Source organism: Fibrobacter sp. UWB13, from assembly GCF_900177805.1.
Lineage (GTDB): Bacteria > Fibrobacterota > Fibrobacteria > Fibrobacterales > Fibrobacteraceae > Fibrobacter.
In genome coordinates this window covers 2,001,043-2,016,203 of sequence record NZ_FXAX01000001.1, presented here as the reverse complement: position 1 = coordinate 2,016,203, position 15,161 = coordinate 2,001,043, and the positions used below count along the sequence as shown (strand labels likewise).

Annotated in this window: 15 protein-coding genes; 4 read left to right on the top strand and 11 right to left on the bottom strand. The window is 42.4% G+C overall.

The features are described from left to right. Positions 1–178: 178 nt before the first annotated feature. From B9Y77_RS08395 to B9Y77_RS08365, 7 genes are all read right to left on the bottom strand, one after another. A complete protein-coding gene (locus B9Y77_RS08395; protein WP_085491201.1) occupies positions 179–1,477 on the bottom strand; it encodes an LlaJI family restriction endonuclease in 1,299 nt (432 codons plus the stop codon). Beyond that, positions 1,461–2,813 (bottom strand): AAA family ATPase, encoded by a 1,353-nt coding sequence (locus tag B9Y77_RS08390; protein ID WP_085491200.1) that lies wholly within the window; start codon positions 2,811–2,813, stop codon positions 1,461–1,463. Before B9Y77_RS08390 ends, B9Y77_RS08395 begins: the two co-directional genes overlap by 17 nt. 4 nt (positions 2,814–2,817) lie before the next feature. Further along, positions 2,818–4,068 (bottom strand): hypothetical protein, encoded by a 1,251-nt coding sequence (locus B9Y77_RS08385; protein ID WP_085491199.1) that lies wholly within the window; start codon positions 4,066–4,068, stop codon positions 2,818–2,820. Next, entirely contained in the window at positions 4,062–5,231 is a 1,170-nt protein-coding gene (locus B9Y77_RS08380) for a DNA cytosine methyltransferase (protein WP_254899989.1), read from the bottom strand. The genes B9Y77_RS08385 and B9Y77_RS08380 overlap by 7 nt, the downstream gene beginning before the upstream one ends. Next, a complete protein-coding gene (locus B9Y77_RS08375; RefSeq protein WP_176221723.1) occupies positions 5,215–6,378 on the bottom strand; it encodes a DNA cytosine methyltransferase in 1,164 nt (387 codons plus the stop codon). The genes B9Y77_RS08380 and B9Y77_RS08375 overlap by 17 nt, the downstream gene beginning before the upstream one ends. A gap of 65 nt (positions 6,379–6,443) precedes the next feature. Next, entirely contained in the window at positions 6,444–6,821 is a 378-nt protein-coding gene (locus B9Y77_RS08370) for an ASCH domain-containing protein (RefSeq protein WP_085491196.1), read from the bottom strand. After that, complete coding sequence (locus B9Y77_RS08365) at positions 6,796–8,298, bottom strand: PIN domain-containing protein (protein ID WP_085491195.1); 1,503 nt, start codon at positions 8,296–8,298, stop codon at positions 6,796–6,798. The genes B9Y77_RS08370 and B9Y77_RS08365 overlap by 26 nt, the downstream gene beginning before the upstream one ends. Before the next feature lie 299 nt (positions 8,299–8,597). Here B9Y77_RS08365 and B9Y77_RS08360 point away from each other — a divergent pair, with 299 nt between their 5' ends. The 3 genes from B9Y77_RS08360 to B9Y77_RS08350 all read left to right on the top strand — a co-directional run bounded on the left by B9Y77_RS08360 (position 8,598) and on the right by B9Y77_RS08350 (position 11,974). Then, positions 8,598–9,092, top strand: coding sequence for a hypothetical protein (locus B9Y77_RS08360; RefSeq protein ID WP_085491194.1), 495 nt, complete (start codon positions 8,598–8,600; stop codon positions 9,090–9,092). Between the two features lie 83 nt (positions 9,093–9,175). Further along, on the top strand, positions 9,176–9,958 hold the full coding sequence (locus B9Y77_RS08355; protein WP_085491193.1) for a thioredoxin family protein: 783 nt from the start codon (positions 9,176–9,178) through the stop codon (positions 9,956–9,958). Between the two features lie 90 nt (positions 9,959–10,048). Continuing rightward, positions 10,049–11,974, top strand: coding sequence for a carbohydrate-binding protein (locus B9Y77_RS08350; protein ID WP_085491192.1), 1,926 nt, complete (start codon positions 10,049–10,051; stop codon positions 11,972–11,974). A 94-nt stretch (positions 11,975–12,068) separates the two neighbouring features. On the opposite strand, the gene B9Y77_RS08345 is transcribed toward B9Y77_RS08350, so the two are convergent. The 3 genes from B9Y77_RS08345 to B9Y77_RS08335 are packed head-to-tail and all read right to left on the bottom strand — an operon-like array spanning position 12,069 to position 13,620. Then, positions 12,069–12,635, bottom strand: a complete 567-nt coding sequence (locus B9Y77_RS08345; RefSeq protein WP_085491191.1) for a low molecular weight protein-tyrosine-phosphatase — start codon at positions 12,633–12,635, stop codon at positions 12,069–12,071. Continuing rightward, positions 12,632–13,069 (bottom strand): MarR family winged helix-turn-helix transcriptional regulator, encoded by a 438-nt coding sequence (locus B9Y77_RS08340; protein WP_085491190.1) that lies wholly within the window; start codon positions 13,067–13,069, stop codon positions 12,632–12,634. The genes B9Y77_RS08345 and B9Y77_RS08340 overlap by 4 nt, the downstream gene beginning before the upstream one ends. Before the next feature lie 8 nt (positions 13,070–13,077). Further along, positions 13,078–13,620 carry a glutathione peroxidase gene (locus tag B9Y77_RS08335; RefSeq protein WP_085491189.1) on the bottom strand — a complete coding sequence of 181 codons (543 nt, stop codon included), beginning with the start codon at positions 13,618–13,620 and terminating at the stop codon, positions 13,078–13,080. 161 nt (positions 13,621–13,781) lie between these two features. On the opposite strand from B9Y77_RS08335, the gene B9Y77_RS08330 reads away from it, so the two are divergent. Then, the gene (locus tag B9Y77_RS08330; RefSeq protein ID WP_085491188.1) at positions 13,782–14,162 is read left to right on the top strand and encodes a (deoxy)nucleoside triphosphate pyrophosphohydrolase; all 381 of its coding nucleotides are present in this window, start codon (positions 13,782–13,784) and stop codon (positions 14,160–14,162) included. On the opposite strand, the gene B9Y77_RS08325 is transcribed toward B9Y77_RS08330, so the two are convergent. Continuing rightward, positions 14,155–15,075 carry a ketopantoate reductase family protein gene (locus B9Y77_RS08325; RefSeq protein ID WP_085491187.1) on the bottom strand — a complete coding sequence of 307 codons (921 nt, stop codon included), beginning with the start codon at positions 15,073–15,075 and terminating at the stop codon, positions 14,155–14,157. The genes B9Y77_RS08330 and B9Y77_RS08325 overlap by 8 nt on opposite strands. Positions 15,076–15,161 lie beyond the last annotated feature (86 nt).

Here is a 15,161-nt window from a genome sequence, read left to right as displayed (position 1 = left end):
CCGAGTGGTCACCATTTGTGACCGTTTGATGTTAGAGGCGTCCCCTTATTCAGAATTTTCGGAATAAAAAAAGACGCGATTCTCCATTTGACAGAGAATCACGTGCTGCATTAATGTACCTAATATCGAAAAGTCTGGCTAGGGGAGTAAGAAAATTTTACATAACGGAATTAGTGTATTAAATTCTGCCTTCAATTCTTGCGGCGAGTTCGGCTATGTCTTTGTCGGAATGATTCGGGTGACGATGCATGATGGATCGGACATCTAGCAATATTCCATAGATTTTATGGTATGTTTTTGCTTCTGTATTTTTCCAATTGCAATCTGCATATCCGAAATTTTCCATTGGATATTTTGATTCGCTAAATGTTGTTGCGTAAGGTAGGATGAATGCGTTGTAGATATCGCCTTGGGCAATCTTCGGTTTCTGTTGGCGCATTGCTTCTATAAATTCTGCGTAAGCGATTTGCTTAATGATTGAACCTGTTCCGGGTAATCTCTTGGACTCGCGATTTTCCCCATATTGATAGTATTTCGCGTCGAGAACAAAAATTTTTGCATCATTGTTTGCGGATAACATTATTGTGTCGGGGCGTAATGCCGTTCTTTTTGTTTCGTTCCATTCTGCATCGCTATCTTTATCACTGATATGCCAAGCACAATGCGGATAATATTTTTCTTTTTCACTTTTTTTGACACCAAAAACATCATCAATCAGGCCTTCCCAAACATATTCAAAATCATTAGTGCCGAAACTTGCTTTTCGATTGTCATTCCGTTTGCCCATGTAACAAACGATGTCAAGCATATTTCTAAAAAGTAGGATGTGCTTTTCGTTGAATGTTCTTGAAATCTTATTTTTCAAAATGGCGGCGAACATCTTTGCATTAAAGGGAATGGTTGGCTTTTTTGGTCGGAAATACCCGAACAAGCATCCGACTTTCTCGTAGCTCTCATAAACACAATATTGATGAATTTGCGTTATGATTTCATTTTCGTTGTTGCTCGACCTTTTTGTTATGAAATCGAGATAAACAACCGATTCGTTTGGACGCTCGCCCGCAATTTTGGGGCGAATCTGTTTGATCGTTCTTGGCCAATTAATTTTCCCACTCGAAGCCCTTTTGTATGTCATCTCGTTTTCAATGTAGTAACCAAAGTTTAGGAAATAATTGAAAACATGAAGGTAAGCATGAATCGGAAATTGAACTTCGTCTTCGTTTAATTGACGATTCTGGTCAACACTTTTACTTTCTTTGGAATAGGCTGCAAGAACTGAAATAAGATTCAATATATCCTTGCGATATTCTTTTTCGTCATCTATTGGCTTAGAATAACCAAAAGGAAAATACACCTTTAACGATCCGTTTTCATAACGGATCCCAGCGAACTCATCGCTTTGTTTGCCTCCATAGACGCAAACTTCGCTAAGTTTCGGGCGTTCCTGTTGAGGAATGTATTTATCCGTTGTTGTCATTCTGTGTGGGGGTACTTGTCGAATTATTTATAGAACCATCATTGTTGGTCTTAGTCGAAGCTATCTCCTGCAGTTTTTTTATATCTGTATCAGCGAAAATATTGAAGCCTTTTGTATCAAAGTTTTCAATAAGTTTTTCAAGTGTTTTCACATTGCCAAAATGCGCTTTTCGGTCAAACTTAAATGCGTCATCCCAGAGGTATTTGAGAACCTTTTCTGCAAAAGCATTTTTTGTGATAACAGCCTTTGAATTTTCATTATCATCGAGTTTCTTGGGTGTGATAAACCACCCGCCAAGGCGTTTGTCCTCCATACTGGATAAACCATTTTCTTCGGCAGACTGCATGATTATTTCATTTATTACTTCGCGGAATTCTCCCCATTTGACATTTGTATCGCCGATGATTTGATCATACTGTTTTGTTGTGTCTGCGGTGGAATCATCATGGGCCAAATCGTTAGATATTTGTTTCATTTCCCAACGACGCTGGAACGCATTATCAAGCGTAAACACATTCTGGTCGCTAGTGTTCATTGTTGCGTAGATAGAGAGGTTAGGCGGGAGGCGAATTGCTGTAGATTCCCGGAATGTTTGCTTATAATCAAATCCCTGGAGAATTAATTCTAGTGAACTGTAAGAAGTCGCTGAAGAAAAATCGATTTCTTTTTTGCCGTTCTCATCAGGAGAGTCAGCTGGATTTCCGTTGCCATCTAGCATATCTTTAGGATGGTTGACTTTTACACAACCGCTATGCTCAAATTTGTTATAAGCATTGATATCTCGGATATAGTCATTAACATCATCATTCCATATAGAGTAGGAACTCCAACCTGTACTATATCCACTTTTATCTTTGTTCTCTTTAATTCGATCCAACAGCTGGATCATTTCGCCAAAAATAGCGGCCGCGTTTCCTCGGTTGATTTCTTCTATAATAAGGAAATAGGGTTTGTCTGAATTAAGATATGCTTTTCGCAAAATCTGCGAGAATGGACCTGGCTTGAACACATAATCTACTCCATGACCTTCTCGGATTTTCGGCATTATTTGCCCAATAAAATCCGCATTTCCGTAATCAGGATGGAAGACTACACGGGTTACCTGATTGTCATACGTAATCTTGTTGTCCTCTGTTTTTCTTTCGTTATATTTACTTAGTTTCTTGTTGATTTCGTCATCGACTGTATGGCTTTTTCCGCTGCCGGGAACACCATAGTAGATGATTTGGGTTGGTGAGAAGGACAACAAGTCTTTTCTTTCTGATATGTTTTTTTTTGTAGGAATGTTTGTTTGGTTTGGCATGTTTAAATGGCCAACGGTGATGTCTAGAGGCATGTTATTACACTCCTATGATATTAAGATTTGCCGGAAGTCGAATTGTGTTTGGGCTTAAGATTTCTTTGATGTTGTGCCCGTTATAGGATTTCTTTGCTAATGCAACGATTTCACTATATAAAGAAATACTATGAACTCCAACACTAGACCAGCCATTAAAATCATCCATTACATCATCTATGCGATCTAGTAACGTCGCATTGTCTGCAAAACAATCGATGATTTCATTGTAATCAGCAGTGTCAAATTCTAAATAAAAAGATTCTTTGGGATTGATGTAGGCAGCCTTTAGTGCTTGAACAAAGTTTTTGTCGTTCAAAATTGATTTGATAATATTTTTTGTATGAATATGGAATATGTTTCTATTTGAACAAAACTTACCGTAAACAGAATACTTTAGCCATTCCTGAACGTAATCTTTTGAATTGTCCGAATCCTGAATAAAGAATAAAGGTTTATAATATGGATTTAGTTTATGGATGAATTCTAAATGTTCTTGTTTTAAATTACTAGATAGAGAATATTCTATATCTCCGTTTTTATTTTCATTAGAAGATAAAAGACCGAATCCTTTTTCGGTAAAGATGTTTATGATTTTGCAATCGCTAACAAGATTCTTTAGATTCCATGACCGAATCCAATTTTTATAATCATAGCGGTTGTTCCTTTTTTCTTTAACCTTTTCAATAGCGTCTTCAAAAGAAGAATGAATTGGTTGTTTTTTCTGCTTGGGAAAACCATTTAATCCATATATAACATAATATATTTCTTCTGCAGACGCTTTTCCTAGTTCTTGTAACGCTCTAAACACTATTTTGGGTGGCTCAATATCTGTGCATGATTGCTCCGCTCCGCAATTGTTTTTTCCAAAGGTGTCAAACCAAAGACTATAAAATATTAATGTTATAAAATAATTTCTATTAGTAATATAATACTCTGTAGATCCATCCGAAAGAGCTCTTTCCCCAATAATCGAACTCAGTTCTATTCCTCGTCCCGTCAAATATAAGAATTCCTGACCGCCCACATCTACACTTTCAACAAAACCAAAGTAACGAGGAAATTTAGATTTGTTGTACGGAGTCCTATTTGTTGTTCCATCATCATTGTAAACAGATACTCCCACAAAATGAGCCATTTCTCGTTCAAATCTGGTTCGTTCTAGTTTTCCTCCATTTTTCTTTATTAGATGGATGGTGTGCAAGAAATAATTAAGCACCATGCTTGATTTGTCAATGGTTATATTTCCTAACATGACTGGTACTCCTTTATTAATGATTCGATTGCCTTTTTTATCAGCAAGGGTGGAATTCCTTCACCGATAACCTGGCGGATTAATTTTTCATCAGCCCATTCAGGAATGTTCCAATTCGTTGGTAAAGACGAAAGAATTATCAACTCATAAATACTTAATGTTCTCGCATCGGAATAAATCCTTTCTCGATCATCATCACTATCAACAACAACTCTTCCTGGATGAACATTTATAAAAGCTGAAATGACATCGCTATTTTGCATAATCGTTGTTGCTGGTTTATCCCAAAACATTCGCATATAGGTTCTTGGAGCTCCCTTTACTCGGCGACCATTTTTTTTGGGGAAAAAATGGTCATTAAGAAAAGCTGACTTGCCCGAAGGTGTATGCATCATGAGCTCAACAAGTTTCCAACTTTGTTTTGTTGCATAATGCCATTTTGAAATTTTCAATCCTGCTTTTTTCTTTTTTTCATAGTCTGGGAATCTCCAACGTTCCGACTCTTCTCTAAGTAGAGGATCTAATGATGGCAAGTGACCTATAGCCTCCTGTGCTGTTATTTGGTGCTTTTCCTTTTTCGGAAAGTTCCATATTAGATTCTGATCTTTTCTAGCCATAAGATAAATGTATCTTTTCCGGGATTGCGGAACTCCAAAATCAGCCGCGTTTACAACACGTTCTGTATTAAAAGTATAGGAATCTCCTAATTCTGCTTCAACATATTCTGGTATGAAAACATCCTTCCCCTTATAGTTTATTTTCGTATGCTGTTGCATTGGTACATTTTCGATTAGTGCAAACTTAGGCTTAATTATTTTTATAGCCTCAATGGCATAATAGACCAAGATATTTCTCGGGTCTTTAGGGTCTTTTCGGCCAGCGCAAGACATTCCCTGACAAGGAGGTGTTGCCATAACAAAATCTACTTTGGATCTTTTGGCTGCCGATATCACTTTTTGGAATATATTATGATCTGTAATGTCCCCATTAATCATGTTGACGTCTGGATACAAATGACTATAAAATTTTGCTCTTTCAGGAAGTAATTCATTCGCTACTTTTACGTCTACGCCTATCTCCTTAAAATAGCTTTCTGCTATTCCGACATTACAAAAAAGCGACAATGCTTTAAGGGGTTCCTTAAATTTAAGCATCTCTTTCACCAATCAAATTCTCCAATGAGATAAGTGCTGCCTCCAATAATCTTGGAGGAACTCCTTCTCCGATAATTTCCCTAATCACATTACTACTGGCCCACTCTGGGATATTCCAATTATCTGGCAGCGAAGACAATCGCATTAACTCGAGAATGGACATTGTTCTAGCATCCGACCAAATTCTTTCATTTTCATCATCTGATTCTGTTATAGGATGTCCTGGATGACCATTTTCTTGGGAGCCTAATCGACTTGTGAACATTGTTATTGTATAAGCTGGTTTATCCCACCATTGCCGTTTATATGTATTTTTGTATCCTTTTGATTTTCGGCCGTCTTTCAAAGTTGGATAAAATTTTTTGTTTTCCCAAGCAGAGTGCCCTTCTGGTGTATGCATCATTGCTATGACATGGCGGAGTTTATGCTTGGGTGGATAATGCCATTTTGACACTTTAAGTCCAGCAGCCTCTTTTTCATAATAGTGGGGAAAAAGCTTTTTTCGTTCTTCCTCAGATATGTCAGTCACATTCGGATCCAGTGAAGGAAGGTTTCCAATTGCATCTCTCATTGTGCATACTTGAGTTGCCGGTTTAGGAAATTCCCAATGGATTCTTGTAGATTTTCTTGACAATAGATAAACGCAACGTTCTCTTGATTGGGGTACTCCATAGTACATCGCGTTAACAACTTTTTTTTCATTAAAAAAATAATTAGCATCTAGTTGTTCATGGATATAGTTGTTTATGGATTTCCATTCGCCATCTATATAAATAGATGTTTGTAAAAGTTCAGGCACGTTTTCTATCATAACATATTTGGGCTTAAGGTCATTTATTGCCCGCAGAACACTCAATATAAGGCGGTTACGAGGATCATCTTTTTTTTGCAGTCCTGCAGTACTCATTCCTTGACATGGGGGAGTCGCAAGAATAAAATCGCATTTTGCTTTCTTGGCTGCATTTATTACTTCAGAATAAACTGTTTCATCCGTAATATCGCCTTGAAACATTTTTGCGTCTGGATATAAATGTTCATGAAAACGAGCTCTTTGTGGAAGCAACTCTGAAGCGACCTTTATATGAACCCCATGATCTTCGAAATATGTCTCAGCTACACCAGCACTAGCAAAAAGAGAAAGCGCAGAAAAATTCATTAAATTTAGTCCTTTATATATTTTTTTATGCATGAGAAAATTCGCTTGGCGTCTTTGTCTTTTCCTCACACATTCACGTACGCAAAAGATTGTGGTGCAGTATGAATGTTAAAATCCGCTAGGGATTTGTGCTTGGAGTATCTTTTGGTCGAGGCCACTTTGATCGCATAGGCCTTGTCCCGTCCTTCAAAATAACTCTTGAAGATCTCCTGCGAAATCCCTGAATACAGTCTTGTTTGAATCCAAATTTTATCAGGCGAGTCACCTAGGATGGTCTCGATTTCAAATTCTCCGATAACCTTTTGTTCCGGTGACGAGGAATACACGATGACCTTCTTTACGGACTTATCCTTGAAGACCTGCTTGCGGAACTCATATTTTTTTGAGCCCTCAAAAATCTTATGAGCGAATTCCGGTTTAATCGACAATAAAACAGCCTTCACTGTCGGTCTCCTTTAAAATGCATTCAAACTGGTTTTTAGAGATTAATCTAAAACCGCGGGGTGCGTCATTGACTCCGTTAAAGATGCCCATGTCAATCAACTTGCTCATGTTTATTCTATTTGGGAAAGAATATACATAAAGAAAACTCACCACAAAAGGTCTTTGAGGTCGATAATCCCACATTTTCTCGAGTTCTTTCTCGGGGAACACGCTTCCCTTGCGACAGTAAACAACAAATTCTTCTTTATTGCTGAAATTTTCCTTAATTTCAGTTACAATACCGATTGTGGTAATGACGCTTTTGTATAATCCTCCCGTTCGATAGAACACAAGAAGGTCCCCCATCTTGGGGTGCGGTTCATAGGCTCGCGAAACATACACTTTCGAAATGCTGTTCCGATGAGGTGAATCCTCCACAAAGTCGCTCGGCGATTCCGTGTTTAAAATGGAGTCTGGCAACAGTTCCGTATGGTAATCGGGATAAATGGGAACTATAAATGTATCGCGATTTTTTGAAATATAGGGATAAGTTTTGCAAACATCGTCTATAGCGAAATTCGGATTAAAATCGCGAACATATACGCTCTCGTCACCTTTCTTACCCCAATAGACAAAGCCCCACTTTTCCATAAGGGCGATCAACCGCTTCTGCTCGTCGGTCCTGTCGAAAATCGTTACGTAGATTTCTTCGACCTTGTTTTTCAAGGCGTTGTCGAAAATGATCTTTAAGAATCTTTCACCAAGTCTAAAGCCGTTGCTGATAACTTTGAATGTACCGACCTTTAAACGCTTCTTTGGTGGCAATGGTGGAGTGATGTCGGCGTAGCTTTCTGATACATCTTCTTTCTTAACGTAAAGGAACGAGAGCAACTTGCCGTTGTTTGAATTGATGGTGATATAAGCGGACTCGTCATATTTTCGCAGGAACCATTTATCAAATCCCGCATAGTCATTTTTTAAGGACTGAAAGAATGGATCGTTCAAATCAATCTTTCCAAAAGGAACCTTTTGAACATTCAAGACTTTGTAATTGACCAATTCCGGATTTTCGGAGAAAATCTTTTCTAGAAATCGATCAATATTGAAGACCTTGTCTGAAATAATTAGAGCGGCTGCTTTTGTATGAATCTTTTTGTCTTCGGTGATCAGCAAGTCTACACGATTGCAAAATACTTCGTTAAGCAAAATGGTGTCTACGGAGTCATTTTCGGTTGTGTCCATCATTTTTGATACGACGAGGACTTTTTCTGCCATAGGTGAAGGATTTTGCAGAATTTCGTAGTTCTGAATTTTTGCCTTGAAAGACTCAACGATTGTAGTGTTTTTGTTCTTGAGAATTTCTTCAATTGATTTAGAATGGACGATTTTTTCGCAGTGGGTGCGATCTAGCCATTTGAAGAGAATGCCGATATCCTGGTTAACCACATGACTAGCTTCTCTGTGAATGATGATGTTTGTATCTAGCAAGACCTTCATACTTCCTCCTGGTCCAATTTTTTTTACGCATTACATTCTTTTTTTGTTCTTCTCTAAAATATCCTATTCCTATATAATGCGCAATAGGGTAGATTTTTCTGTAATATCAAATATATATATTAAAAATGACGTATTTTGACATTTTTGAAATAAACTCTATTTCTTAGGATCAAATTGACATACTCAAGGCTAATTATGGCGAATTTGCCATAATTAAAAATTCAATATTTTATCTGTTGTTTTTTTTGTTTGTATTTTTTGTAGTTTATCCCTACCAATTATTTTAAGGAGTACACATTATGAGAAAATTGATTCTTCCTATTGCTGCCATTGCTATGGCTTCTTTTGTAGCCTGTAGTGACGATAGTTCGCCAAACGCTCCGGCTGCAGGTCCGAAACAGGATACGCTCCCGGCGAGTGTTGATAAGTTCTTTGATCTGGATAACAACTACACTTGTTCCCAGACTGTGAACAAGTGCGCAACTGTCGCTGTCACGGGTTATTCTGAATTGGCTCAATGCAATGGCGCTCAGTGGGATATGCAGACTTTGGGCAATCCTGTGGCGGGTTGCGAAAATGCAGCTCCGGCCACGAATCCTCCTGCAACTGATACGCCTGCTACAGGCACGCCCACTACTGATACTCCGGCAACGGGCGCGATGGTTTCTTGCGATGTCCCGGGTGTCTTTGGCGAATGCCTTGAATATCCGGCAGGCAGTGCAGAAGCGGCGGCGATAGAAGCCCAGTGTGTGAGTGTGATGATGGGGACTCTCGGCACGGGTTGCGCAAAGTAATCTAAATCCTTAGAATGGATGGAAAAGTCGGCCGCAGGGTCGGCTTTTTTGTATCTTGTCGATAAAAAATTAAGGAAACGAAAATGATCGGCTTAAGAAAAAATTTGGCGATGAAGGTTGCTATCTTTGTTGTGTCTGCGGTTCTTGCGGCGGGGGCGTCCGAAGATATTAAAATCGTTAAAATCAACGATGACAATTTCGAAAAGGAAATTCTGCAATCCAAGAAGCCTGTGATTCTGGAAGTTTCGTCGACGAGCTGCCCGCCGTGCCTTGTCATGATTCCGACGCTTATCGGTATTGCGAAAAATTACAGCGATATCAAGATTGCGTCTATCGGGATTGACGAACCGAATATCGAGAAAATCAAGAATACGCTCCCGATTCGGGCGTTTCCGACGTTCTTTTTCATCAAGGATGGTCGCATTATAAACCAGCGCGTGGGCGTTGTCAAGGAACCGGAGCTTCTGAGCGCGTTGGATTACACCCCAAAGCCAAGTGCTGCGCAAAAGACGAAGAACAAATCGAAAAAGAAGAATGCGCACAAGAATCTTGTCTGCAAGGTGGATGGCCAGTTCAATGGACTCAAGAATCTTGTGACGATTTCGTTTGTGTTCGGCGATTCAGAAATTGAAAATGTCGATATCGTGACGGATGTGTTTGTGCCACCGGAACAGTTCGACAGGCGCGACCAGATGATGGAACATATCCGTGCAAGTGGCAAGGGCGAGGTGGTCCCGACGATGACGGGGTTCCAGATGCATATCGATAATGATTGCCGATTCATGAAGGCGATGGACATGAAGCGCACTTCGACTTATGGCGAGATGCGGGCCGGGCTTGAATTGCAAGGTTTTGCTTGCAAGTAGTTTTGTCAATCCGACAATAAAAAACGCTCAAATTGCTGTGAAATACCCCCTTTATGGGGGTATTTTTTATTGTGGTAAAAAGGATGTGGTATGAAAAACAAATTTCTCTTTTTATTTTTGGCGGTTTCTGCTTCTCAGGCCGCGGTGAATCTGGGTGTAAGTCTTGGCGATAGCATCAAGCCGGTGACGCATGTGGCGACGGGCTCGCTTTATGGCCTTACTGAGAGTCTTCCGAGCAATATCGAGCGTGATGTCGCCCCGCTCAAGCCGAACGTGTTCCTTTCTCCGGCGCGCAGCGGTAACGGTCGCCAACAGCCGATTGGTGGGGCTTTCCTTGTGGCACCCCGTGTCGAAAGCATCGGTGCGAAAATTCAGATTCGCCTTGCTGACGTTTTGCCGGGATGGCCGTACAAGTTCCAGAATATGGACCACTGGAAAAATGAAGTAAAATCGGTCATCAACGACAAGCTTAAATCAAACAACAAGAATTTTGACGGTTACGAAATCTGGAACGAGCCGAATGACACTTGGAAATCGAATATCGACTTCAATTCCGGTCTCTGGAAACAGACTTACGATTTGATTCGGCAGATGGACCCTGGTGCAAAGATTATCGGCCCTTCGTACTCTTTCTACCACGCTTCGCAAATGGAAGCGTTTATCAAGTATTGTGCACAGAATAACTGCTTGCCCGATGTCGTGAGCTGGCACCAGTGGGGGAGTGGTGGCTTTGTTGGAGCTGTCGAAACCTACCGCGCGCTTGAAAAAAAGTATAACGTGACTCCGCGTCCGCTGAGCATCAACGAATATTCTTCGACGGAGCATTCCGAAGAAGGTTGTCCGGGTTTGTCGGTGCCGTTTATTGCAAAGTTTGAACGTCACGGCGTCGAAAGCGCAATGATTTCCTGGTGGTTTGTACCGCTTCCAGGTCGTTTGGGGAGCCTTCTCACCAAGGACAATGAACGTGGCGGTGGCTGGTGGCTTTATAAGTGGTATGGCGACATGAGCGGTTACATGGCTAAAGTGACCCCGCCGAACGACAAGAGCGATGGCGTGGACGGTTTTGCCGCTCTCGACAAGAAGAAGGGCTTTGCAAGTATCGTGCTTGGCGGCAACACCAAGGGCGATGTGAATGTGAATATTTCGGGCATCCCTGCAGAATTTGGCAGTCAGGTAAATGTCTCTGTAGAATATGTTGTATGGGAAAATAAGGACAAGGCAGTGCCTTCGACCACGACTGTATCAAATAAGGATTACGATGTAAGTGGCGGAAAGATTACGGTGCCTGTAAATATCACGAATACAAAGTATGGCTATCGTGTGTATATCACGCCGATTATTCCGCAAGCCCCTTACAAGGATACGGCTATGGAGATTCCTGGTAAAGTCGAAGTCGAAAATTACGATGTAGGCGGTTCGGGCAAGGCTTATCTTGATTTGGATGATGACAACAAGGGTGGTGAATATCGCGAAGACGCTGTTGATATCGTGAAGGCCGGCAATGGCTATGCCGTTGGTTACACGCAAGAGGGCGAATGGCTTGAGTACACTGTGAAGGTTGCTGAAAAAGAAGATTACGCGGTTTCAGTCTGCTATGCGACTTCTTCGGAAAATACGGGTATGAAGCTGTATGTCGATGGCAAGGTCGCCTTGGACAATGTCGCGTTCCCGCAAGGCGCGGGCTGGGAAACTTATTCGACGGTCGATGCCGGGAAGGTGAGCCTTTCGGCGGGCGAGCATGTGCTCAAGCTTGAAATTGTCGGAAACTACGTCAATATCGACTGGCTGAACTTTGAAAGCGAAAAGACGATTGCGATTGGAAAGCCTGCGATGCACGCTGTTCTGCATGAGGCTAGTTATGATGTGTTCGATATGCAAGGTCGCCTTGTTGCAAAATTGAAGGCGTTCGGCTCCGAAAGTTTGCGCTCAAAAATTTCAGCTACGGTGAAGCGCCCTGGAACCTACATTGCAAAGCCTCAAACGGACGGAAAAATGTTGCGAATTTCGGTGAAATAGGTTGAAAACTTTATTCGCTAAAGTTTGTTTAAAACTTGCGCCAAAAAGCCGGTTCCTTATGGAGTCGGCTTCTTTGTAGGAGTCTATGAGGAGTCTATGAATTTTTCAAAATGTGCTGTAGCAAGGCGGTACAGCCTTCGTTGACGTCTTGCCAAGTGGCGTTGAAATCGCCTGTGTACCAAGGATCTGCAACGTCGCGGTTTTTGCCCGCCCAATCCATAAGGAGTGAAACTTTGTGAGCTTGGGAATCACGCGCATCTTGTTTCTGTGCAGGTTCTCGGGCTTCTTGATACTGTGCGAGTTCTCGTTCGTAAATGTCGCGGGGCAAAATCCAATGGAGATTCCGCAGGTTGTTTTGATCCATGAGCACGATGTAGTCGTAATGGTTGTAGTCAGCGACGGTCATTTGTCGGGCCGTTTTCCCGCTGCAGTCGATGCCGTGACTGGCGAGCATGCGCCTTGCAGGCGGGTACACCGGATTTCCGATTTCTTCGGTGCTTGTCGCTGCAGATGCAATCTCAAAGTCTGTGGCGGTTAACGCTGTGTTCGTCGTGACTTGTTTTGCGGACGAACTAATGTCGCGTACCAACTTTTTCATTACAAATTCTGCCATCGGGCTTCTGCAGATGTTCCCGTGACATACGAACAAGATTTTTATCATGCGTTTTTCCTAAAGCTTTCCAAGATTTTGTAAAGCGTGTGGTAAAGCGCCTTGGCCTCGTCTTCGGGCAAATTTACGCAACTTGCCATGGACTTAGGAACGCTCGCTGCTTTGTGCTGCAACTTTTCACCTTCATCGGTCAGGCTTACCGAAAGGCAACGCTCGTCGCTTGCTTCGCGGGTTCGTGTGATGTAGCCTTTGCTCTCGAGCTTTTTCAGGAGCGGTGTGAGCGTTCCTGAATCAAGGTAGAGCTTTTGTCCGAGTTCAGTGACGTTACATTTTTTCTCTTCCCACAACACGAGCATCACGATGTACTGCGTGTAGGTGAGGTCTAGCGGCTCCAGGAATGGCGAGTAACGGCGCGTGATTTCCTTGGATACTGCATACAACGGAAAGCATAGTTGATTTTCAAGTTTTAGTTGAGGACAAATCATTGCACCTCCTAAAGTAGCTTTTCAACGCAAGAACGTACGTCCTCCATTTTGGCAGTGGGTTCAAAACGGGCGACAACGTTGCCTGCGCGGTCGATGACGAACTTTGTGAAGTTCCACTTGATATCAGGATTGTTCTTGTAATCCTTGTCGATCTTCTTCAGAAGCATGGCCATTGCTGCCGCCTTGACGCCGAATCCGAAACCTTCAAAGCCTATTTTGGATTTCAGGTAGGTGTAAAGCGGGAGCTCGTTGGGGCCGTTCACGTCAGACTTTTTCATCTGCGGGAAGGTTGTGCCGTACTTGAGCGTGCAGAATTCATGGATTTCTTCGTCAGAACCTGGGGTCTGGTTCATGAACTGGTTGCACGGAATGTCGATGACTTCGAAGCCCTTGTCGTGGAAGTCTGTGTACATCTTTTCGATCGGCTTGTAATGCGGGGTGAATCCGCAGCCGGTCGCCGTGTTCACGATGAGCATGACTTGGCCCTTGAATTTAGAGAGTGGAACTTCGTTGCCTTTACCATCGGTAAGTGTGAAGTCGTAGATTGTCATATTTTTTCTCCATATACACTATTTTGTTTTACACAATTAAATTTTATAAAATTTAATTTGAAAAGTCAAGAGGTTTGGCTATATAAAATTCTTATAAGCGTAATTTTTTTGATTTTAGGCAAATTTTGACGTTAAATCTTGTTATTTCTACATTTTACACCATGAAATCTATAGAAGTTGTCGCAGGTGTTATCGTAGATGGCGGGCGCATTTTTGCCACGCAGCGCGGGTATGGCGACCAAAAAGATGGCTGGGAGTTCCCGGGCGGTAAGATGGAACCGGGTGAAACTCCGGAACAGGCGCTCGTTCGCGAACTTCAGGAAGAGCTCGCCATTGAAGTAAATGTTGGCGAAAAAATTTGCACGGTGGAATACGATTACCCGAAATTTCACCTGACGATGCATTGCTTTTATTGCACGCTCGCTGCAGGCTGCAAGCCGAAACTTTTGGAACACGAAGACGCCAAATGGCTTGACCACACAAACTTAAACACTGTCAGCTGGCTCCCCGCTGACGTGGAAGTCGTAAAACACCTTATTTGATAAGATCTCGCGCGAGCTCAGTCCCTTCGAGGAGTTCGCCTAAGAATTCGCAGTAGGGCGTCGGAATCCCGTGAGCCTTCCCGAGCTTAGTGATGGTTCCGCAGAAATACGCGTTCTCCGTTTTGCGTCCGGCCTCGATATCCTGCAGCATGGAACACTTGCCGAGCGGCGTGTAGTTGCATGTGAGTCGCAGGTTTTCTTCAAGATCTTCGTTTGTAAGCGCAAAGCCTTCGGCGTTCGCCACCTGAATGACTTCGTTCCCGATTTTACGCACAAGCGATTGCATCACTGGGAAATTGAAACCCGCAAATGTCGAACGGCAAATGGCTCCGATCGAGTTGAATACCGTGTTCATTAAGAGTTTTTTCCACATTTCCAAGCGGATGTTTTCTGGAATCTTGTGGACGATGTGCGCTGTTTCAAAAAGCTGGTGGATGGCTTCGATACGTTCGGAACGGTGGTTGTCTTTTTCGCCAAAGAGGATGATGCCTCGGCCAGCGCAGTCAATGTTCCCGTGCTTGTTGATGGACTGCAAATTGACGATGAATCCGTACAACGTCTTTTCAGTACCGTAAACGCGCTCGATTTCTGTTTCGGAATGCACTCCGTTCAAAAGCGAAAGTAACGCTGTGTTCGGTCCGACTGCATTTTTCGCTTCTGCAAGCGCTTCGTTGAATTGCAAATTCTTGGTCGCAAAAATCACAAGGTCAACGACCGGGACTTCGTCCGGCGTGACAAAGTTGAAGTCCGCCTTTTTCCCGTTGATGACGATTCCGCTAGCTTGGTATCGCGTCTTGCGTTCGGCGTCCATCACGCAATAAAGCTTGTTCCCGAGAACGCTCAAGAGCTGTTCTGCTACAACGGCACCGACAGCCCCGAGACCCACAACTGCAACTGTTTCAATCTGTTTCATGCTGTGAAATATATCAAATTCTAGAGCGTTTGACGGTGAGGGTGATGCCCGCGCGGTGGCGGGCATGACAGACTTGAATGTGGGCG

Bases quoted from the DNA above. Each gene is read 5' to 3' on its own strand.
- B9Y77_RS08395 (WP_085491201.1), bottom strand. From the start codon at position 1,477: ATGACAACAACGGATAAATACATTCCTCAACAGGAACGCCCGAAACTT.
- B9Y77_RS08390 (WP_085491200.1), bottom strand. From the start codon at position 2,813: ATGCCTCTAGACATCACCGTTGGCCATTTAAACATGCCAAACCAAACA.
- B9Y77_RS08385 (WP_085491199.1), bottom strand. From the start codon at position 4,068: ATGTTAGGAAATATAACCATTGACAAATCAAGCATGGTGCTTAATTAT.
- B9Y77_RS08375 (WP_176221723.1), bottom strand. From the start codon at position 6,378: ATGAATTTTTCTGCGCTTTCTCTTTTTGCTAGTGCTGGTGTAGCTGAG.
- B9Y77_RS08365 (WP_085491195.1), bottom strand. From the start codon at position 8,298: ATGAAGGTCTTGCTAGATACAAACATCATCATTCACAGAGAAGCTAGT.
- B9Y77_RS08360 (WP_085491194.1), top strand. From the start codon at position 8,598: ATGAGAAAATTGATTCTTCCTATTGCTGCCATTGCTATGGCTTCTTTT.
- B9Y77_RS08355 (WP_085491193.1), top strand. From the start codon at position 9,176: ATGATCGGCTTAAGAAAAAATTTGGCGATGAAGGTTGCTATCTTTGTT.
- B9Y77_RS08350 (WP_085491192.1), top strand. From the start codon at position 10,049: ATGAAAAACAAATTTCTCTTTTTATTTTTGGCGGTTTCTGCTTCTCAG.
- B9Y77_RS08345 (WP_085491191.1), bottom strand. From the start codon at position 12,635: ATGATAAAAATCTTGTTCGTATGTCACGGGAACATCTGCAGAAGCCCG.
- B9Y77_RS08340 (WP_085491190.1), bottom strand. From the start codon at position 13,069: ATGATTTGTCCTCAACTAAAACTTGAAAATCAACTATGCTTTCCGTTG.
- B9Y77_RS08335 (WP_085491189.1), bottom strand. From the start codon at position 13,620: ATGACAATCTACGACTTCACACTTACCGATGGTAAAGGCAACGAAGTT.
- B9Y77_RS08330 (WP_085491188.1), top strand. From the start codon at position 13,782: ATGAAATCTATAGAAGTTGTCGCAGGTGTTATCGTAGATGGCGGGCGC.
- B9Y77_RS08325 (WP_085491187.1), bottom strand. From the start codon at position 15,075: ATGAAACAGATTGAAACAGTTGCAGTTGTGGGTCTCGGGGCTGTCGGT.